A 21,397-nucleotide genomic window follows, 5' to 3' on the forward strand; every position below is an offset into this window, starting at 1 on the left:
TCGGATACCATCCAAAACAAGACATGGAAAATGCCAGATACTCTGGTGCTAATTTTCTTTATCGCGTTGCTTGCGACTGCAATGACATATGTCATACCTGCAGGCATGTTTGAAACACAAGACATCAGCTATGTTTCTGATGGTGCAGAGAAAACTCGTACCGTTCTAGATCCAGCTTCATTTGCCTATCACACCGACCCCCAAGGCAACCCGATTTACAATACTGTCGGACTATTCGCCAGCGGTGGTGATATCGGCTTAATGAACTTCGTATTTGAAGGTTTAGTGTCTGGATCTAAGTGGGGTTCAGCAATCGGCGTTATCATGTTTATGCTTGTGATTGGCGGTGCTTTCGGCATTGTGATGCGCACAGGTACTATTGATAACGGTATCTTGCGTCTCATAGACAAAACCAAGGGCAGTCAATCTCTTTTCATTCCAGTATTATTTGCACTGTTCTCGCTCGGTGGGGCTGTATTTGGTATGGGTGAAGAAGCCGTCGCCTTTGCCATTATTATCGTGCCGCTAATGGTACGTATTGGCTATGATGGTATTACTACGGTAATGGTGACGTACGTAGCGACTCAGATTGGTTTTGCTGCTTCTTGGATGAACCCATTTTCTGTTGCTGTTGCCCAAGGCATTGCTGGTGTACCTGTCTTATCTGGAGCATCGGTGCGTATCGCTCTATGGGTTTTCTTCACCGCGCTCGGCATCGCTTTTACGATGTGGTATGCGAATTCGGTAAAGAAAGACCCTTCGAAATCTTACAGTAAAGCTGGTGATGTTTACTTCAAGAAGCAACAAGGAGACTTGACTCAATCACGTTGGAATATCGGCGATACGTTGGTGATTCTCACCGTGATAGCGAGCATGACCTGGGTTATTTGGGGTGTAGTGGTTCACGCATGGTACATTCCTGAAATTGCCTCTCAGTTTTTCACTATGGGATTTGTTGCTGGCTTAATCGGTGTTATTTTCCGATTAAATGATATGACCATCAACGACATGGCCGATTCATTTAAGGAAGGCGCAAGTGTGATGCTAGCGCCCGCTATTCTTGTGGGTAGTGCTAAAGGTATCTTGCTGATTTTAGGCGGCGGCAGCGATGCAACCGAGCCAAGCGTACTGAATTCAATCTTAAGCAGTGCGGGCGGTGTGATTAGTGCATTGCCAGAAGCGATGGCTGCTTGGCTGATGTTCGCCTTCCAAGCTATTTTCAACTTCTTTGTAACGTCAGGATCAGGGCAGGCAGCTCTAACGATGCCATTAATGGCGCCACTCGCCGATTTAGCAGGTGTGACTCGTCAAGTCGCGGTTTTAGCATTCCAGCTAGGTGATGGCTTTACCAATATCATCGTCCCAACATCAGCTTCTTTGATGGCAACACTAGGTGTATGCCGCATTGACTGGGGTGATTGGGCAAAATTCTGCTGGCGCTTTATCGTGCTGCTATTCTGCTTGTCGAGCGTTATTATTGTTGCGGCTCACCTGCTGGGTTTTGCATAACAGCGCCTTTCAATATTTACGTGTATCTCAATGGGCAGTTTACTGCCCATTTTTAATCACAGCTTTCAATAACAATCATCCAACACAGACTCAGAATAGATTGTGAACCAGAGACAAAGGAAACTAGTGTGAGAAAAACTACTTATACCAATGATGTTCTAAATGGACACCCTGTAATATCTCAACTCAATGTTGATGACTTACCGATGGGATGCCATCGTTTCTGGTTTGAGGCACAAACTAACGGTGTTGGTCAAAATCATCATTTACCTGTGGTCGTCTATCGCGGTGAGCAAAGTCAAAATGCTCGCAAAATAATGGTAACGGCAGGCGTTCATGGTGATGAATTAAATGGAGTTATTACCGCACAGAAGGTCATTCAAAAGCTCGTAAACGAGGAGATACACGGCACAGTCATCATTATTCCGATGATTAATGTGTCAGGTATGTTGATGCACAGCCGAGATTTTATTTCATCGGATCCGGATGCATCCCCAGCAAACCTTAACCGTATATTCCCTGGAAACCCGAACGGTGATGCCTCACAACGTTTTACACATTCAATTTGGCAGAACCTACTCAGCCATAATGCGGATCTTGCTATCGATCTGCATACCCAAACTCGCGGAGCAGAGTATCCTTTGTATGTCTTTGCCGATTATCGAATCCCCGCAGCAATCAAAATGGCTCGATTGATCAATCCTGACTGTATTTTTGATGATCCAGGTGATGATGGCGTTTTAGAAACGCAGCTCAATAAAAGTGGTACGCCCGCTATCACCGTCGAGGTTGGTTCTGGAAAGGTTTTACAACCCGACCTCATTGAGCGTTCAGTGAATGGCGTGATGAATATCCTGCACTCGGAAAATATCATCTCTACAAAGATAGATCAGCCTCACTATGCCTGCTTTGAAGGCAAAGAAACGGTGACCATTAGAGCCAATGTCGGTGGTTTCGCTCTCCCTCAAGTTAAGGTCAGTGAATCAGTACAATCAAAACAATTGATTTCAATTCAATATGATAGTTTTGGTTCTGAAAAACAACGTTATTACGCCCCTGCTGATGGCTATGTACTCAGTGTCAATCAAGATCCGATGCGTGAACCGGGCGCTTTGTTAGTCAGACTATTGAAGTAACACGTCACTTCATCAAATGGCTCTTTACTGATGGCATTTGAGTCGTTAACCCATATTGTGAAAAGGGGATAACTCGGCAGAGCTATCCCCTTATTATTACTTATAAATATTAATCACTTACTGTGATCGGTATGACTATGATTAGTATTACTGCTGAGAAAGCCCAGTACCACTGCGCCAACCATGACTGCACAAACAATGGCAAATAGACGTGTCATTTGTGCCGAGAGGGACGCAGATCCTGGGTGGCTGATGATCTGATAAGCCAAGGTCGTAAAATTAGTAAACAAGAGCTGATAAATCGTCAGATTCGCCTGCCGCCTGATAGCAAAACACGCAAGTTGCAAACCACACACCAAACTCACGCCATAAATAACCAAGATTGGAGCGCCTGACACCATCATGATCATCACAGGTAACGTAAACAGAATGCCAACGCCAGTGGTGACAAGCTTGTTTCGGCTGAATGTACGGTGGTCGTGATTCGATGGGCTTTTCAACATACTGCCAAGCGTAATCGCAATCAACATCGTTTGTGACACCGAATTTCCTACCAAAATCGCCAGCACAACCACAACCGCGGTCGCTTTAAATGCAACCATGATATAGTCACCAGTAGTGGGCGCATCGGAAACGGCCGCAGTCGGAAGGACATTCACTTCATCCCCCGGGAACAACCAGAACCCCAAGTAAGTGACGATCAAAGCTATCACCAGCTTTTCAAAGAACAATAGGGGCAATCCCGCCATTGGGAGATGCATCTGCTTGTTGACCACCACCATCACGATGACCACGATAATGGTCAGTGTCGCGATGATATCTTTTGTATTCTGATGGCTACGCTGATAACTCCAGAACAGCAATAGCCAGCAATAGAGGACAAAACCGGTTGGCGAATCGACCAATACACTACCAAAAAACACCACACCAAAGCTGATTAAGATTAATGCAACAATCACCTTTAATATTAAATTAATCGGTGGTTTGGATGGCATCAATGTCATGAACATCACAACAAATATGGGCGACAAAACAGCGAGCATCTGCCCACTTTGTTGATGGTAGAACAATAGCGAAAGCGGCAGTAACACCAATCGAATAATGGAGTTAGCTGAGCTATGAAACATAAGTCCACACGCTTAGAATTCTCATCCAAAGCTGAGCAAGCCACTCACCTGGGGTACTTTGCTCTGTCATGACAGCCACTGTGGCTTGTGAACCAAAACGAATGTTACTTGGAACCTCACCATGATCAAACACAATATTGACTGGGTAGCGCTGCGCGGCAATAGAATTGGTGTCTGAATTTAAAAAGCCAGTCTCTTGGTCAGTGCTATTGCTGCCACCCGTTCCCCAACCAATGCTATCAACCGTGCCGTATAGCACTCGCCCCGGTAACGCATCCAATACGATCTCAACTCTTTGCCCGACTTGTATATGCTCTAGCGAGTTTTCTCTGTATAACGCAGATATCCACACCTCTCGCGGATCAACAAAGGTCAAAACAGGTGAGCCTGCGGTTGCTCGCTGGCCTACCGTCAGTTGTAGGTTACTCACCACGCCATGAGAAGGAGCCATCACTTGGGTTTTCTGTAAGTTGAGCTGAGCCTGCTCAAGGGCTGCAATCGCCGCCAACACTTGTGGATTATCACTCCCTTCTGGCCCTAACGCTTGTTTTGCCTGAACCAAAGAGGCTTCTGCGGCTTTCAATGACGCTTCAGCACGATCACGATTCTCTATGGCGTTGTCTAATTCAGAGCGGCTAACCAGCCCTTTACTGGCGAGTTCACTCACTCGACTCGCTTGCTCTCGAGAATTATCCCGAGCCGCAACCGCCTCGGTCACTTTCGCTTGTGCAACGTTAACCGCCGCTGTGCTTGCGCCAATATTTTGGCCTACTTGAGCAAGATTCGCTTCAGCGGAACGCAAACTGATCTGATAGTTTCGAGCATCAATTTCAAACAACACTTGGTTCGTTTCAACGACCTGATTATTTTCAGTTTGCACAGACGTGATATTGCCAGAAACTTCAGGAGCAATACGCACAATATAAGAGTGAACACGGGCGATCCCCGTCATTGGTGTGACGCGGTCGGCCCACAAACTGTAAAGCCACACTACTAAAATAACCGAAATAATAATTAAACTAAGCTTACGCGAAGATTTTTCTGCTTTTGACATGCTCTCTCTCTCGATCCGACAGCACGATTTACTCGCCTGCCGAATACGATGTTTTAAAAATTAAAGTGAATTCCACTTCATTGTAGTCTAGTCGTTCTGTCTCTTGAGTAAAAACAAACGATTACTTGAAATATTGTCACGGCAACAATTAACAATCAACAAAAAGCCACACATCCCATTAATGAAATGTGTGGCTGTTTAGATCTGTTCTGCTACGAACTTAGATAAGTTTAGGGGTTACTCCATATCACCTAACAAGTAATCTTCATCGCTGCTCACTACTGCGCCGTGCTTCAAGAAGTTCTTACCTAGGATCATGCTGTATTCGAAGCGAGAACGGTCTTGAAGGTTTACCCTCACCTCTTTCTCTAGGTCTCCGAGCTTAACCTTCATTTCTACCACAGGGCGAATGTTCACCTTCTCGCCTTTCTTGGCTTTGATACGCATTACATCAATCACTGGCTTGGTGAAATCTTGCTTATCGCCTTGGTTGTTTTGATAGGTAAAGCTCACCATGTCTTGGCCATCTTTCTTAAATCGTTTGATGTTGACTGCGTTCATTGAGCTTACATCCGCACCAGTGTCGAGCTTGGCCGGGAACTTCATGCCGTTCACTTCTACTACTTCAATATGCCCAACTTTAAACAGTGGTTCGGCTTTCAGAAGGTAATCAGAACGCGTATTAACGTAAACGCCCTCTTTTGCCATCTTCTTGCCTAAAATAAAGTACGCTTCTTTCTCATTTGTATTGAGCACGTCGATGGCGAACTCTTGCGTACGCACTTTTCCAGACACCGCAAACTCACCACTTACAACAGGGCGAGTATCATCCCCGACTTTAAGCTTCTTAATAATTGGCTTGGTCACCTTCTGCTTCTCACCATTTACATCCGTAAGATAAAATTCAACGGAAGCATCTTTGCCTTTACCTGTCATTTCAAAACTGTCGACCTTCAGCAAAGGTGTATTGACAGTGAAAGAAGCCACAGCCTTAAGCGGGAAGTCATCTAGGGTGATGTCCTCTTCCGGCGAGATAATCATAGGCTCACCAGACTCAGCCACATCACTAAAGTTCTCTGAACCTTCTAATAAAATATTCTCAGCACTGGTGTCAATCATGAAGAGTTCGCTGGCGGTGTTGGTTCCAAATCTCAACTGCGACTCACTACTCGAGCGCTCACGTAGGTACACCAGAACGTCTTTAGTCGTGTTTTCATCGAGTTGAACAGGCACATACACCAAAGGTCTCTTCTTACCGCTCACGCTTAACATACGAACCAACGGCAATGTCATCTCTTTTTGCTTGCCGTCGTTGTCGAACATATCAAACGTCACTTCACTGTTCTTCTTATCTATATCGATGTCTTTTGCATGAAGGATGCTGTAGCGATTTTTTAATGAGAAGGTCGCGTTCATCGCCATTCCAGAGATAGACACCACCTCTTTTCGGCCAACAACGGTCGCGTTCTCTTGCTCTTGTAAATAGTCATAACCTGCAAACACCAGCGCGTTATCCGCAAGGAAGGTTTTACCAATCAGCACTGGCGCAGAGAAGTGGCTTCTGTCGGTCAGGTTAACGTCGGTTTTTAGCTCTTGGTCTGCAATGGTGAGCGACATTTTTACGGTAGGGCGAAGTAAAGGCGTACTGCTAGTGCGGCTGCGTATCATGCTGACACGCTCTAAAGGCGCTTCGATTAATACCATGTCTCCCGTGCGTGGGTTTTGAACCTTAAAAGAGACCACAGCTTCATATTTCGCAAAGGTACTGCCATTCCAATCATCGTAATCAACATCGGAATTGTTCAACAGGTCTTCGGTTAACGCCGCCATCAACTCTTGGTCTTTGAGATTTTGGTAATCGGGATTAGAGCTCTTCACATGAATGTCTTCAGCATGCATAGAAGTGGTTTCCGCACCAGTATCAATTTTACCAATGAAAGGAACGTCTTTTAACCCTTGAACGCTAGATAGGTACACGTTCTCAGTGCGACCTAATACCGACTTACCATCGAGTTCGTAAGTGGGATTTTGAGTGGTAGGTGAAGTGTCAGTAGCCAAAGTGTATTGTGAAAAAAGTAGAGTGCTTAAAAGAGTTAGAGCCAAAGGTATCTTTTTCATTAGTTGGTCCGTTGTGATCAGTTCACTAATAATACTGGCGTTTGCGCGAAGAGTTCCCCCACCAGCAATGGTTCTCACATAACGTTAACGCTATGAGTTTTTAAATGACAAACCGATGACTTTGCGCTGCATTCGCTTATCGATTATTGACTAATGGATACCCAATAACCTTTTCAATGCTCGGTGTTCTATTGAAGAAATTAATACAAAAAAGGCCAACGACGAGCGCTGACCTTAGCTATTCAAAACACACCTGAAGCGAGTTTAACTTGCTAAAACACAAACGGTTCTAGATAAACATAGCACTAAAAAGTCCCGACTGTTTTCTTTGCACAGATAGCTCGAGCTTTTTCTGCGTCCTCACCTTTATTTTTGAGATAGCACTGTCGATAAGATTTGACGTAGCGCTCAAATAACACCTCGGCTTCAGGTTGTGGTTTAGAGAGCAGTTGGTTAACGAACTTTCTTGATCCAACCTCAAAATGCTGAGTATCGATTGGGCTATTCCAATCCCCTCCCCAGATCATAAATCCGTGATGGGCAAACAGCTCCACCACATCTTCAGCCATGCCGCGGCGTTCTATTTCATCACGCGCACGAAAGCGAGTACGGTTCACATAGCTTGTCGCAGATTGTGAAGGCTTTACCGTGATTTTTCCGTTGCTATCAAACTCTAAGAAAGGGTTTTGAACTGGGTTGATGTCGATTGCCACACCATAGGCATGTTTCGACCAACCTCCTCCGCCTGTAATAGGACGAGCGTTAAAGGCGCTGCTGTTGTTCGCATCCATTGAGGCGCTATCATCACCTCTGAATTCACGCATTAGGCGAGCGGAATGAAGAGGAAAATTGCGCTGTTTGAGCTCTGAAAAGATTTGTTCAACAGCAGGCGCAATAACATCAAGCACGATCATATTGCCCTGTTGCGTTTCCCCTTTGAAACTAATGAAATCGAAATCCACTTTGGATAGTCGCTCACAACCAACGGGCGCACCACTACTCAAGACATTGTTCTTTTTCATCATGTCGCATTGCCATTGAGATATAGGAGCGACTTGGGCATAACTCACTGCACTGAGCACAGTGGCCAGACAGCCGACAATAAAACGTTTCATATCAAAAACTCAAAATAGTAAGAGTGAAAAGTAGCAGAAGTTGGAAAATAGCATATTAAGCCAAGTTGAGCGCACGCTTTGTTAGCGTGTTTTGTTCCAGTAAACAATCTCTCTAACTCGTCCGTTCTGATCCTTGTCAGCTTCTCCACCAACATCAGAAAGTTCAGGTAAGGTCGATAATTGCGGAGCGTAATAGGCAACTAACATAAGTACGAACGCATCGTAAATATCGTCTATCGCGGCGTCTTTACGTTTGGTATTTGAAATGGCCAACGACAAGCGGTCACACCATTGAGGGGATAGCTGATGAATAATAGAAAGCCGTTCCTCTTTGCCTTCTTGCGTTCGTTTTGAAAACGTCAGCGGTTCGTCTTTCAATGCTGCAAACACCACTTCAGGATGTGATTCCCTGATAGAAAGATTGGGATGAGTTTCAATGAGCTCATCAAGCTCGCGAATCTTGGGCACAATTCCCCAAGTCTGTTTAGAAAACTTCTTATCAAGCTGCTCCACATTGGCACTGCACGCCGCAATGTAATCGGTTTGGTAAACCGCCTCACGACACGGAACCGGAAACACCGAAGAACCACGTTTACTGGTTAGAAAACGCCTTGCTGCTTTGTCACACAAGCGATCTGGAGTTTGTGCATCACTAAAACCAATAGGCATATCGATAAGCGCCGTTGAACCGATAAGATCACTCGCTAGCTCATCGAGGGTGTTTACCACTTTAAACGCAGGTATCTCATTGTCAGAGACAATCCAAGCGATCCAACCCGACTTGCAGCCATCAATTCCGATGTATTTCATTATGTTCTCGATGATTAGTTTGTTGAGGGTTATTTGGGATAACTAGCCCACTTAATGATCAGTGCCACTCACTAATCAGCAGTCTGCTTTTTACACCACGTACCTGCAAGCCCATTGCATCGAACACCTCTTCAAAGTCTCGACACTGCACAGGGATGTTAGGTAACGAAAGCGCGGCTTCTGAAAAGAATTGTTGTTCAAAATGAGCCGAATCGTTCCAAGCGAGTTGCCACCACTCTAGAATCCTCGACTTAGACGAGCGCAGCTTTTCAGCCGTAGGAACTTTATCACTTTTACTTAAGTTCTCTTTGCTTGTAGTAGGAAAGAGGTTCCACTTATCGTTGTTTGGCCAGTAAGCGAAAGGCAAACAGTGATCAACGTGATACTCATTTTTTAATGATTTTCCACTCCACACGCTGACAATGTCGGCACGATCAGATCTAAGTTGCTCGACACGTTTACGCACATCGCGAGTATCATGGTTTTGATCGATCCATACCAAGCAGTCGTGATAAGTCTGTAGTGAAATGCTTCGCTGTCGGTTCAACTCGAAACGCTGCATCTCCATGACCCATTGATTCACCACCAGTGGTTCAATCCAAGAGTGGTAGATTCTAAAGCACTCCCACAGGCTTTCATCGAGAGTAAAATAACCAAAACTTTCTAAGAACTCACTATCAATGACCAGTGATTCTCGGCTCTTCCGTCGTTTGTGAGGTGGGTATATATCGAATAGTCGGTTGTCTTTCGAGCCTTGATAAATGAAAGTCACAGGTCCTGATTTAATGGTACTGATCGTTTGTGAAAATAGCTTTTGTAGAGCCTTGGCTTCATCGCCGAGAAACATAGCGCCTATCGCTAGATCATCAGCACTTAAGTGTTTGAGTTTATTCCAACCATCCTCTTTTACAAACCCAAGTCCCTTCGTTGTGTTGCTATTTTGCTGAATCCCAGCGCCTTCTATGTCGATATCAATCAGTCGCTTAAACTGCCTAACCCAATACAGAGCAACCAAGCCCACTGGTAGAGAAATTTTTCCATCAGTTCGATCAATCACAGCGCCTGAATGCACATCAGCAATTCGCAGTAATGTTCTCAACAAAGCCAACTTGTATGTGGCCGACTTGTTGTCATTCACAATAATGTGGCGCACCTTGTTCAAATCACCGGAGCCATCGTCTGGCAATGTCATCACCACGGTTTGCCACCACACTTCACTGCGGTTCAATGTGTCTTGGCTATCATCGACATGACGAACCAACAAGGCGCTGTTTTTTGACAAACGCTCGAGCTCTTCAACCGAGACTTCATAGCCTTGTCGACTGTCTATAAATTCCCCATGACGCAGAGTGATCACCAGCTTGCCATTTGGAGCTAGCAAGTTAGACAACTTTCTAAATGCTCGTTCTCGATGAGACGGAGCGAGATGCATCCAAACCGCACTGACCAATATCAAGTCAAAACGCATTCCGAGGTTTTCAGTGCGGCTAAGCGAGGGAAGTGAATCATCAATCCAGGTAACACTTGGGCCTGTATATTTCGAGCCTTGTTCGCGTAATGAAGCACTTGGTTCTATCGCAATAACATCAGATCCGGCCTTGTGCATCCATAGCGCATCACGACCGCATCCAGCACCGACATCGAGTACTTTATCGCCCACTAAAGGCCAATAAGCTTGCCAGTTTTTATGCACCGTCTCGAAGGTCACTGAGTTGTACTGCTGGCAAAGTGTGTGAGCATTTTTATCGTAAAAAGGAATCGATGAGGACATATGCGCTATTGGAGTAAGGAGTCTATCTCAATAGTAATGGGGAGCTTAGGCGATTGCTAGCAGCTCATGTAAGTTCAGCCACACCAATCAGCATTTATCGTTAGTGACTGTTTTATATCAATATCCACCTAATGAGTTCATCAGGCTAGTCACACCTCGAATTGATCTCGTCAGAAAAACAAAAACAAACAAGGTGCAAGCTGACGTGCGAACAGAGATAATTGTTTGAAGATGATTAACTCGCCTCAAGCACCTAGCCGATAAAGACTAATGAACACATACTCGCACATAGACACCCCATTCAACCTGCGCCACACCTGTTGGTTTTGTGGTGAGCCTTCCAGTAACCTTGTTGAATTTCCTAAGACAGCGCAGGCTGTTGCCAAGATAGGCCATTCACCGATAGCACTGCCGGCTTGTAATGAGTGTGCGAGAATTAACTATTCAAAGAATCTAACCTCAATTTGGTCAGTGCGCGATCAGATAAAACACACTCTGATAGACAAGTACGCTAAGCACCTTGGCATCGGTGAGAACTGGACGGAGCAAGAGCTTATTGATTCTGATTTCTCGGGTTCGACGCTCGGTGGGTTTGGGCGCAGCGCTTGGAAGATGTATCAAATCGCCAAACAACGCGTCGATTATAAAGGCTGGCCTTTGTCGGTTGATGACATCCCACTTGAGGTATACGACGAAACCAGTGGCTTTGAGTTTGACGGTACTCGTTATGCCTCAATCAATTCATGTATCGACTATTTCACCAAGGCAGCAGGCGTAGACAAAGAGCTGTTGTCGCAGCTTGTCGACATCGTTTCATCAGACCGATTTAGCTACGCACTGCGAATCACCAAGCTGAACAAGAATGTCTCTAATACCAAGCGCTCGGAGATCGTCGAAGAGGTACTACAACAAGAGTCTGAACAAGAAGAGATACTGCTTGAGCAAGCTAATTCAATGTTTAACCCAAACGTCGAAGAGGTGAATATTTCAGGCTCAATAGCGCCTGTATTTGCCATTCAGTGGGCGCTGGCTAACAAGGTTAAAGATTTAGCCCACCTTTGTGCTCTCGAAGATGAGTATTTTGACTATTTCGAGCACCTCGGCGGCCCTGCAGCTTTCATGTCCTATAACGGCCTACAACTCTATTTAGAGTCGCGTCAAGATCCTGAATGGGTAGAAGAGTTGGATCCAAATAAACAGTATTGGTGAACATGCCTCGCTACTGGTGAACACGTGTAAGCTCGATAATCGTGTCAAAGACCCATTGTTAGTCCTTGTTTTATATAAAGATCTAAAAACAGAACCCTATAACAGTTAATTGTTGCAATTCGGTTAAATAGAGTGAAAACTTCAAGCATCTAAAACTATTTAATCACTGCCATCTTGCGGTGAGTAAGGAGTGAATTGTGCTTGCTGTTCTTCGTATTATTTTGGCTACGGTGTTTATTATTTTCACCACTCTATGTGCTTTTGTTTACTGCTTGTTTAGCCCCAAGAACCCCAAGCATGTGTACGTTTTCTGTCGTTGGTTCAACCAACTCCAAAAGATCATCGGTGTAAAACTGGTGCAACGCGGCCTAGACAATGCCCCGACACCAGAAAACAGCGTCTACATCTCTAACCACCAAAGCATATTGGATTTTGTGACCGATCCAGGAATGCTAAGACCACGCACTGTTTCATTGGGCAAACGCGATTTGTTGTACGTGCCTTTCTTTGGCCTGCTGTATTGGATCACCGGTAACATCATGATTAACCGCGAAGACAAATCCAAAGCACGCGATACCATCAAGCAAGTGGCGGAAGCGATTCATCAGAGAGATCTGTCTGTTTGGGTTTACCCGGAAGGAACCCGTAGTAAAGGGCGTGGACTACTGCCATTCAAAACAGGCGCTTTCCGAATGGCAATTGAAGCTGGTGTGCCTATCACCCCGATGTGTACTAGCACCACGCACAATAAGATCGACTTTAATCGTGCCAATAATGGCATTGTGATCACCGAGATGTTGGAACCTATCGATGTATCCGGATACAAGCTTAGCGATGCGAGAGAGTTGGCCAATCGCTGTCACGCACTCATGGCAGAGAAAATAGCAGAGCTTGATGCCGAAGTGGCTCGTTTAGAGGCGCAGCAAAAAACAGAGTTGGATTCAGATCGTTCTTCTACGAACTAACTCGCAACGAAACCACTGAGTCATCGCTCAGTTACTTAAAAAGACACTCAACGATCGCAACTCTCATTGTTCTTGTTTTACTTGCTGGCGCTTATCCGCAAAATAAAAACAGGCGTTAACGGCTTTATAGAGCAATGGGAGCAAACGATGGAAGTGATTCACCATGGTGGCAAACATACTGTCACAGGATCTTGTCACGAATTAAGAGATTCAGGCCAAGCGGTGCTCATCGATTGTGGCCTTTTTCAAGGTTTAGATCTTCAAGGTAAAAAGCTTCAAGGTGCGGACACTCGCCCTCTTGATATTGAATTTGAAACATCTCACCTCAACGCTCTGCTGCTGACCCATACTCACATTGATCATATTGGCCGATTACCTTGGTTACTCGCCAGTGGGTTTAACCAACCGATTTATTGCACGCAAGCCACCGCTGAACTTGCCCCTTTAATGATTGAGGATGGCTTAAAGCTGCAAGGACTCAGCAATAAACAGTCGAAGCTGATACTCAAAAAGATTCATTCGTTAATTGCTCCCAAGCCTTACGGGGAATGGTTTCCAATCACGTCTAAACAGCAAAACAACGGAAAGGATCATGATAGGCCAAATACTCTGTATGCTCGCTTTCAACCTGCGGGGCACATCTTAGGTTCTGCCTATATCGAGATTAAGTTACCCAACCAAGAGGTGGTAGTCTTCTCTGGCGATTTAGGCCCAAGTAACACACCACTACTGCCCGATCCTAAGCCACCACGACAAGCCGACTATCTGTTTATCGAATCCACTTATGGCACCAGTACACATGATGATATTGCTACGCGAGCTGAGCGCCTCAAAGCAATCATTGATCGTTCACTGCTCGACGGTGGCGTTATTCTAATTCCGGCATTTAGTATCGGCAGAACGCAGGAATTGCTTTTTGATATCGAACACCTGATCTTTGAGCATCAACTCAGTAGCGATATTCCTATTATTCTCGATTCTCCGATGGCTCAAAAAGTGACGCGTTCATACCGACGTTTTAAAGAGTTGTGGGGACAAGAAGCAAAGCAGCGTCTTGAACTGAAACGCCACCCACTCGCTTTTGAGCAGTGCATTACCGTTGATGGACATAGAATGCACAAGAAAATCGTGAATCGCCTCAAGTCGACAGGTGAACCTGTGATTGTGGTCGCAGCTTCTGGGATGTGTCAGGGTGGCAGGATAATGAACTACTTATCCGCCTTGCTTCCCGATAAACGAACCGATGTAATTTTAGCTGGCTATCAAGCGCACGGAACGCTCGGACGAGAGCTGCAACAAGGGGAAATGCAGGTTTATATTGATAACAAAGACGTTGAGGTTAATGCTCAAATTCATGGCATGTCTGGCTATTCTGCCCATGCTGATAAAGGGGACCTCTACCAATTTATAGAAGGCATCGCGACGCCACCGAAAGAGGTGCATTTGATTCATGGCGAGCCAAATACTCAGTCTGAATTCGCTAAAGAATTACAGGCGCGAGGGTTCGTGGTTGTTTGAAACAGGCATCAAATTAACAACTTTTACTAGGTAGATATTAAAGCCTCAATTATCAAACCTTCAAAAGCCATAGTCTCTTAGACCTGCTAGCTCACCCAATGTAGGTGATATATTCCAACCTACTTATCTCACCATCCATATGTCAGCCGTTTATGCTAAGCGGCTTTAACCGCTGTTTTGCGCAATTTCGTTTCTTATGCGCATCTCAAGATCCCCTTTCTGTATTAATCACTATTTATTCACTTTGCAAAACACCAGAAAAACACAACCAGTTGCATAGGTAATTAAATAGAACGATTATCAAATTAGCACTAAGCGTTAACAAACACCCCCTGTAACATGCTTTATGTCACAGTAATCCTAATAGGCAGTTAAATAATTTAACACTCGGGTTACAAGTGAAGTATTGTGTTGTTCGAAAAACAATCATAAGCAAAACTAACAGGGAAAATACTCATGCAGTCATTCGTTGATTTTTTGAATGGAATAATCTGGAGTCCAGTACTTATCTACCTATGTTTAGGTGCAGGTTTGTTCTACTCCATCATGACTCGATTTGTTCAAATCCGTCACTTCTTTGAAATGTGGCGCTTGCTACTATCGGGTAAAAGCTCATCAAAAGGCATCTCGTCTTTCCAAGCTCTAGCCGTTTCGCTATCTGGCCGTGTAGGTACAGGTAACATTGCTGGTGTTGCTGCCGCTATCGGTTTCGGCGGCCCAGGTGCAGTATTCTGGATGTGGGTAGTGGCTTTCTTTGGCGCTGCAACAGCTTACGCAGAATCAACGCTAGCGCAAATCTACAAAGAAGAAGATGAAGGCCAGTTCCGTGGTGGTCCGGCTTACTACATCGAAAAAGCGATGGGTCAAAAATGGTACGCTTGGATCTTTGCTATCGCGACTATTTTTGCATGTGGTATTTTGCTTCCAGGTGTTCAGTCAAACAGTATTGGTAATGCTGTAGAAGCTGCATTTGGCTCAGGTGACATGATTGAAACAGCTATCGGTACATTCAGTTTCGCTAAAATTTTCACTGGTACTGTAGTTGCTATTATCCTAGCGTTCATCATCTTTGGTGGTGTTAAACGTATTGCGAACTTCACACAAATCGTTGTTCCATTCATGGCACTGGCTTACATCATCATCGCGTTCGTTATCATTCTGCTAAACATCGGCCAAGTGCCAACGGTTTTCGCAATGATCATTGGCGATGCATTCACACCTATGGCAGGCTTCGGTGCTGCAATTGGTTGGGGTGTTAAGCGTGGTGTTTACTCAAACGAAGCGGGTCAAGGTACAGGTCCTCACGCGGCTGCGGCTGCAAGTGTTGATCACCCAGCTCAGCAAGGTTTGGTACAAGCGTTCTCTATCTACATCGATACACTTCTAGTATGTTCAGCTACAGCGTTCATGATCATCATCACTGGTGCTTACAACGTTCACGGCGGCGCTGAAGGTGTGTTCCTTGTTCAGAACCTAGCAGCAAACATTGGTGCCAACGGTCCTGTATTTACACAGCTTGCTATTGAAAGTGCACTACCAGGCATTGGTAAGCCGTTCATCGCATTTGCTCTGTTCTTCTTCGCATTTACAACAATTCTTGCTTACTACTACATCGCAGAAACGAATATTGCTTACCTACGTCGTACTATCAAAATTCCTGGCATGATGTTCGTACTTAAGCTTGTTCTTATTACTGCCGTTTTCTATGGCACAGTTAAAACAGCGAACCTTGCATGGGCAATGGGTGATGTTGGTGTTGGCTTGATGGCATGGTTAAACATCGTTGGTATTCTGATCATCTTCTTCATGTCTAAGCCTGCGCTTAAAGCTCTAGCTGACTACGAAGAACAGCAGAAACAAGGCGTAACTGAGTACACATTCAACCCTGTAAAACTAGGCATTAAAGGTGCAACTTACTGGGAAGAGAAGTACAAGCGTAAAACAGGCAAGTCTCCAGAAGCAGAAGCTGCAGACACTAAACCTGTAGAGCAGCCTTCAGCTTAAGTTTTCCTTAGCAAATAGATCGCTTTAACAAATAGTGCTATTAATAACGCATAAAAAAGGGGTTAGCTATTTCGGCTAACCCCTTTTGTTTTATTCATAACCAATAAATGGCTTATAACAAACTAACTGTTCCCGAGTTAGAGTATTAAGCAGCGATTTCTTGTGTTGCCATTTGAGGGGCTTTCTTCTCACCGATAGGCAGTACTGTGCGGCCGTATTCGTTGTTGATTACTTGTGCCATTGCAAAGTAGATAGCTGAAGCGCCACAGAAGATACCTTCAAAACCAGCGATAGTGCCGATTAGTTCGCTGCCAGTGAAATCACGAGCTGCAAGTAGGAAGAACAAGATAGTTAGTGAACCGAATACTACTTGCTTCGCCACTGGGTAGCATAGAGAGCCAATGAACATGAAGCCTGTGAAGATGCCCCATAGTAGTAGGTACCAACCCATGAATGCTGCAGGGCTTGCAGGTAGGCCCATGTAAGGCATCACGATTAAACCAACCAAAGACAACCAGAATAGGCCGTAAGAAGTAAACGCAGTTGTACCGAACGTGTCACCACGTTTGAAACACATTGTGCCCACGATAACTTGGCTCAAACCACCGTAAAAAATACCCATAGCAAGAATCATTGAATCGATTGGAAAGAAACCTGCGTTGTGGATATTAAGAAGAATAGTGGTCATACCGAAACCCATTAAGCCTAGTGGCGCTGGGTTAGCTAGTTTGGTCGACATTGCGAATTTACCTTATTAAAGTGGTTGATTAAAAAAAAGCGATAAAAATTATCAGAAAATTTTAATCTATAAACCGTACAACTAGGTAATCCAGTTATCGAAAACTAAGATTGTGTAAATGATCTTATGGAAATTAGTTTCATAACAACGCTAATTAATTCATAGAACCTATAAATGAACAAATTCCCTGTCGCGCTATGAAAAAGATGCGAGTAACGAGATGCGAGATACGAAAAGAGTCTTTAGATTCGAGTAAGCGGGATAAGAGGAGCAGGTCTCGATTGAAGCGTCATTCCAGAATCGAGAAACGAGATATCTGGAATCTGCCTTTCAATATATACACCAACGGTAAACGCGAGAGATTCCCTAATACGCTCATACCTCGCTATAGGGAATAACGGATAGAGTAAGGAAATATGAGGTATAAAGTGACGAACGATAGAGAGCGAGCTTTTCGTTACTCGTTTACTCGCATCCCGTATCTAGTCTCTCATTTGTAATCTTAAATTACGCTTGTTGAGCTTTAGACTCAGAGACTTGAGATTGCATTTCTGAAGAGGCGTTTTTACTCGTATCACGCTTGGCTAGTAGTGTCACCACAACCAATTGAGCGACAAGCGCACCTAACACAACCAGCGAGCTGCCAGTAAAGCCTGCCACTACGAAACTCACCAAAGCAATAGAACCGTTCATTAATGCGTAAGGTAGCTGTGTCTTAAAGTGTTCAAACTGATCACACCCAGCCCCGGTTGAAGAAAGAATCGTGGTTTCAGAGATCGGTGAGCAGTGATCACCAAACAAGCCACCCGATAACACGGCACCAATCGCGACGAGAAGCGGAGCATCTATCGCAATCGCGGTTGGAATAACTAAAGGCATCATTATCGCGAAGGTTCCCCACGATGAGCCCGTTGCGAATGAGATAATGGCAGACAGCAAGAACGCGACCGCAGGTACTAACCAGTAAGGGAAACCGCTCTGTGCTTGCTCAGCAATATAAGCCGCTGCACCCAACTCTTTACCAACGGTGCTTAATGCCCAAGCCAGTACCAAGATGATCGCGACTGGCATCATGTTTCCCATACCTTTTAAGTACACAGAAACACCATCTGAAAGCTTTCTTACACCGTAGTAAGCCATTAGCGAGATTAAGGTAATCGCCGCAAAGAAGTAAGCCGATGATAAAGCAGCTCTGAACGATGAACCTGCGACCTTTTGGAATGGGAAACCTTGTGGTACCAGCATGGCACACAACACCACCAGCATCACTAACAATGGTGCCCAGACAAAAGATGCCTTTGCATTTTTATGCGAGAACGGATTTAGTGATTCGTTATTCACGCCAGAGTTAATTCCCGCCTGGCAATCACGCTCAGCTTTTGCCATTGGCCCAAAATCTAAACCTTTAACGGACACGAGCGGAACGATGAAAATCGCGAGGAATGCGTAGAACTGAAAAGGAATCGCACCGATGAACGCATCCCAATCAGACATATTGACATTCAACGCCGTAAACTCTTTTTGAATCAGGCTCATGATATACACGCCCCACCCGATAAAAGGGATAAGGATCGCGACGGGTGATGATGTAGAGTCGATGATGAATGCCAACTTCTGTCTAGAAAGTTTCAGTTTATCGAAAAGAGGACGAAAGACAGGACCAACAATCAACGGAGTACCTAAGTCAGAGAAAAATATCACGATTCCTCCAAACCACGCAGACAATTGAGCTTGGCACTTGTTGCTTACCCACTGAGTCACACGCTTAGCAAACGCAACACCACCACCCGACTTTTCCATCAAAGCGACAAAACCACCGATGAACACCAACAGCATAATCACGCCAGCGTTGTAGCTATCTGTAAGCTGAGGGACTAGGTAACCTTTAACCATGGTACCAAACGTATCAAGCGGGTTAAGTTCGCTAAACATGCCAGTCAGCATCGCAACACCACTCAGCACGCCAGCAAAAAGGCCAATCACTACATTCCTTGTCGCCAACGACAACACCAAAGTAATCACAATGGGGATGAGTGACGTGATATCTGTCTGTTCCATAGGTACACCTTAACCCTAAAATAAAAAAAAGAATAAATATAATTTAAATTTGAATATAAATTCACGCCCATCGTTTGTACAGAACTTTATCCTCTAACTGGATAATTAGTCTTTAAATGCGCTTCAACATAGCCAAATAGACCAATAGCCCTCCTTAGATAGCCAAGTTCGAAACGAAAAAAAGCCGAAAGTAGACACTTTCGGCTTTTGATTATTTATATCATTATGGTCGTACTACTGAGCTCGTAACTTAGGCCACCTCTTCAGTATTCAGACTATCAATTACAGCTGATTTCATCCCAGAACCAATTCGATTGAACTGGGCTTTCCCAAACACCTGGGCCGTTTTTAGCCACGAAGCACTTACCGTTATGCGTCACTTTATCGCCATTACTCACTTGGCTAACACCGGCTTGCCACGTAATAAATTCAGATGGATCGACAACCACTGGCGGTTCTGTCACAGGTGGTTCAACGGGTGCAGGGTCTACTGGTTCTGGATCGACAGGGGCAGGATCAACAGGCGATGGATCTGTCACTACCGGTGGTGTTGGCTCTCCAGCAATCAATTTCCAAGGGCCGCCATTGGTAGGGTCATCCCCTTGTGTCCACCATTTCGCTTCATAGGTTGCACCGTTGTGAGTCACTTGGTCACCCGCGTTGTAAACCTTGGTCGCACTCCAACCATTACCACCCGGATCAGTACCAGGATCTACCGGATCCAGCTTATCGACCACTTTCACTTCAGGCCAACTCGCATGAGAACCATAAAAGTTGGTCACACACTTCTCGTAATCGCCAGCCACCAGTGCGGAATAAGCAGTTTGAAAGCCCACTAGCTCACACTCAAATGAATACCCTTCTGGGCGATCTGCGTAGTATTTCCAGTTACCATCCCAGTTGGTGTACAACACATCCGTTGCTCCGTTGAGATTCAAGCTTCCGTAAGGCGTTTGCTGCCAACATGTATTGGCTTCATCGGCTTCTACAGGAATTTCATAGTGCGCGGCTAACCCTTCCCAGTAACGAATACGGTTAACGGGTTGGCCTTTGTCTTTGTTCTGCTCGCCACATTCAATACCCCCATTGATCACGTTGATTGTGGTACCAAAGCCATAGCCAATACCCGCATCCAATTCACGTTGAGATGGTGTCCATGTTCGGTCAATTACATGCAGCATTGCCGGTTTAGGCGCTTGTGGTGTTAAAAAGAACCAGATAGCAGACGCTAAGTTCAACCAAGAATCCGCCACTAAGCCCGGATTGTTGAGAAGCACCGTCGCATCGCCATCGAACATCACTTCAGAGAACGCGCCGTAATTAAAATGGTAAGAAAGCTGTTTAGCACCACGTCCGAAGTAACCCTGCCCCGCAGCACATGGCCAACGGGCATTCTGCCAATCATTCTGACCACAACCTGTGGTATAACCTTCTTGGCCTTCAGACCAACCCATTTCGCGAACATGCACCAGAGCTTGCTGCCATTCTTCGAGAGCTAATGGATTATCAGAGGTGTTGTCTATCGCGATGTGACCACCCGTCTCTTGTGAGAAATGAGCAAAGGCTGTGATGATGGATTTTTTACAGATGGCGTCGGAGTCACGGCCATCGGTGTACTCTCCACAGAAGGCTGGGAATTTGCCAATCGCACGTAAGAAGCGAGTGTAAGTATATTCTGGCGCTGCCATCTGAGTGAGGAAGTCCCATTCAGATTGAGGGAACACGCGCTCTACACGCTTTATGTTTTCAGGATTCGAGGGGGAACCGGGTTCAATCGCTTCAACGATTGTATTCGGGCGAGTTTGAAGGGCCTGTGACCAGATCGCATACATAGGATCGGATGTTTTCGCTTGTTCAGCAGCTTGTAGAGCCGACTTTTCAACAAGGTAACCATTCGGGTTTTGCGGATCAGGTTGAATGTTCAAAGACGCATGACTTTGCGCTGCTAATGTGCAGCCCAGTACTGTCGCCAAATATTTGATTTTTAACATGATGGATTCTCTTATCTGTCCTTAATAAGTCCATCAAAGAGTATGCTTCACATGTGGAATGGCCTAGCTGTAGCTGTGTGAATTTATAAAAAGTGCGAGTGATCTTTTTGATACATGGCTCAGCACAACAAAGCGTCTCATGGTTTCTTGAGCTGATATCTAGTTTCCAACTCATTTGGTTTCTAGTTATTGTTCATTTGATTTCGAGGTATTGCTCATAAGCCTTTAATGTAATGAATCAATATAATCAATCGAAATCGAGTAGGAGGAGGC

The 21,397-nt window shown here is 45.0% G+C and carries 15 protein-coding genes; 6 read left to right on the top strand and 9 right to left on the bottom strand.

The genetic code is table 11. The features are described 5' to 3' along the window. Window positions 1-30 precede the first annotated feature (30 nt). Both yfcC and AB4583_RS15200 read left to right on the top strand, forming a co-directional pair. A complete protein-coding gene (yfcC, locus tag AB4583_RS15195) occupies window positions 31-1,509 on the top strand; it encodes a putative basic amino acid antiporter YfcC (protein WP_017071864.1) in 1,479 nt (492 codons plus the stop codon). Window positions 1,510-1,637: 128 nt separating this feature from the next. Then, entirely contained in the window at window positions 1,638-2,645 is a 1,008-nt protein-coding gene (locus tag AB4583_RS15200) for a succinylglutamate desuccinylase/aspartoacylase family protein (RefSeq protein WP_017059743.1), read from the top strand. 113 nt (window positions 2,646-2,758) lie between these two features. Here the strand turns inward: AB4583_RS15200 and AB4583_RS15205 are convergent, their stop codons facing one another. The 6 genes from AB4583_RS15205 to AB4583_RS15230 form a co-directional block, all read right to left on the bottom strand. Next, the gene (locus AB4583_RS15205) at window positions 2,759-3,772 is read right to left on the bottom strand and encodes a DUF2955 domain-containing protein (RefSeq protein ID WP_017059742.1); all 1,014 of its coding nucleotides are present in this window, start codon (window positions 3,770-3,772) and stop codon (window positions 2,759-2,761) included. After that, window positions 3,762-4,826: an HlyD family secretion protein gene (locus tag AB4583_RS15210; RefSeq protein WP_017059741.1), complete on the bottom strand. Its 1,065-nt coding sequence runs from the start codon at window positions 4,824-4,826 to the stop codon at window positions 3,762-3,764. Before AB4583_RS15210 ends, AB4583_RS15205 begins: the two co-directional genes overlap by 11 nt. A gap of 237 nt (window positions 4,827-5,063) precedes the next feature. Then, a complete protein-coding gene (locus AB4583_RS15215; protein ID WP_372118088.1) occupies window positions 5,064-6,944 on the bottom strand; it encodes an ATP-dependent zinc protease in 1,881 nt (626 codons plus the stop codon). Window positions 6,945-7,249: 305 nt separating this feature from the next. After that, window positions 7,250-8,059 carry a M15 family metallopeptidase gene (locus AB4583_RS15220; protein ID WP_372118091.1) on the bottom strand — a complete coding sequence of 270 codons (810 nt, stop codon included), beginning with the start codon at window positions 8,057-8,059 and terminating at the stop codon, window positions 7,250-7,252. Between the two features lie 81 nt (window positions 8,060-8,140). Next, the gene (locus tag AB4583_RS15225; RefSeq protein ID WP_372118094.1) at window positions 8,141-8,869 is read right to left on the bottom strand and encodes a DUF429 domain-containing protein; all 729 of its coding nucleotides are present in this window, start codon (window positions 8,867-8,869) and stop codon (window positions 8,141-8,143) included. Between the two features lie 58 nt (window positions 8,870-8,927). Then, complete coding sequence (locus AB4583_RS15230) at window positions 8,928-10,640, bottom strand: class I SAM-dependent methyltransferase (protein ID WP_372118096.1); 1,713 nt, start codon at window positions 10,638-10,640, stop codon at window positions 8,928-8,930. A gap of 270 nt (window positions 10,641-10,910) precedes the next feature. On the opposite strand from AB4583_RS15230, the gene AB4583_RS15235 reads away from it, so the two are divergent. From AB4583_RS15235 to AB4583_RS15250, 4 genes are all read left to right on the top strand, one after another. Beyond that, on the top strand, window positions 10,911-11,849 hold the full coding sequence (locus AB4583_RS15235) for a hypothetical protein (protein ID WP_065584646.1): 939 nt from the start codon (window positions 10,911-10,913) through the stop codon (window positions 11,847-11,849). A gap of 197 nt (window positions 11,850-12,046) precedes the next feature. Beyond that, the gene (locus AB4583_RS15240) at window positions 12,047-12,814 is read left to right on the top strand and encodes a 1-acylglycerol-3-phosphate O-acyltransferase (protein ID WP_065584647.1); all 768 of its coding nucleotides are present in this window, start codon (window positions 12,047-12,049) and stop codon (window positions 12,812-12,814) included. Window positions 12,815-12,961: 147 nt separating this feature from the next. Further along, complete coding sequence (locus AB4583_RS15245) at window positions 12,962-14,332, top strand: MBL fold metallo-hydrolase (RefSeq protein WP_372118100.1); 1,371 nt, start codon at window positions 12,962-12,964, stop codon at window positions 14,330-14,332. Window positions 14,333-14,788: 456 nt separating this feature from the next. Next, a complete protein-coding gene (locus AB4583_RS15250) occupies window positions 14,789-16,336 on the top strand; it encodes a sodium:alanine symporter family protein (RefSeq protein WP_102428291.1) in 1,548 nt (515 codons plus the stop codon). Between the two features lie 145 nt (window positions 16,337-16,481). Here the strand turns inward: AB4583_RS15250 and AB4583_RS15255 are convergent, their stop codons facing one another. From AB4583_RS15255 to AB4583_RS15265, 3 genes are all read right to left on the bottom strand, one after another. Beyond that, window positions 16,482-17,075, bottom strand: a complete 594-nt coding sequence (locus AB4583_RS15255) for an acetate uptake transporter (protein ID WP_010440610.1) — start codon at window positions 17,073-17,075, stop codon at window positions 16,482-16,484. 507 nt (window positions 17,076-17,582) lie between these two features. Continuing rightward, complete coding sequence (locus tag AB4583_RS15260) at window positions 17,583-19,133, bottom strand: Na+/H+ antiporter NhaC family protein (RefSeq protein WP_372118104.1); 1,551 nt, start codon at window positions 19,131-19,133, stop codon at window positions 17,583-17,585. Between the two features lie 278 nt (window positions 19,134-19,411). Then, on the bottom strand, window positions 19,412-21,124 hold the full coding sequence (locus tag AB4583_RS15265; RefSeq protein ID WP_372118107.1) for a glycoside hydrolase family 19 protein: 1,713 nt from the start codon (window positions 21,122-21,124) through the stop codon (window positions 19,412-19,414). Between the last annotated feature and the right edge of the window lie 273 nt (window positions 21,125-21,397).

Origin of the sequence: Vibrio sp. 10N.222.49.C12, from assembly GCF_041475025.1 — a bacterium.
GTDB classification, from domain to species: Bacteria; Pseudomonadota; Gammaproteobacteria; order Enterobacterales; family Vibrionaceae; genus Vibrio; species Vibrio crassostreae_C.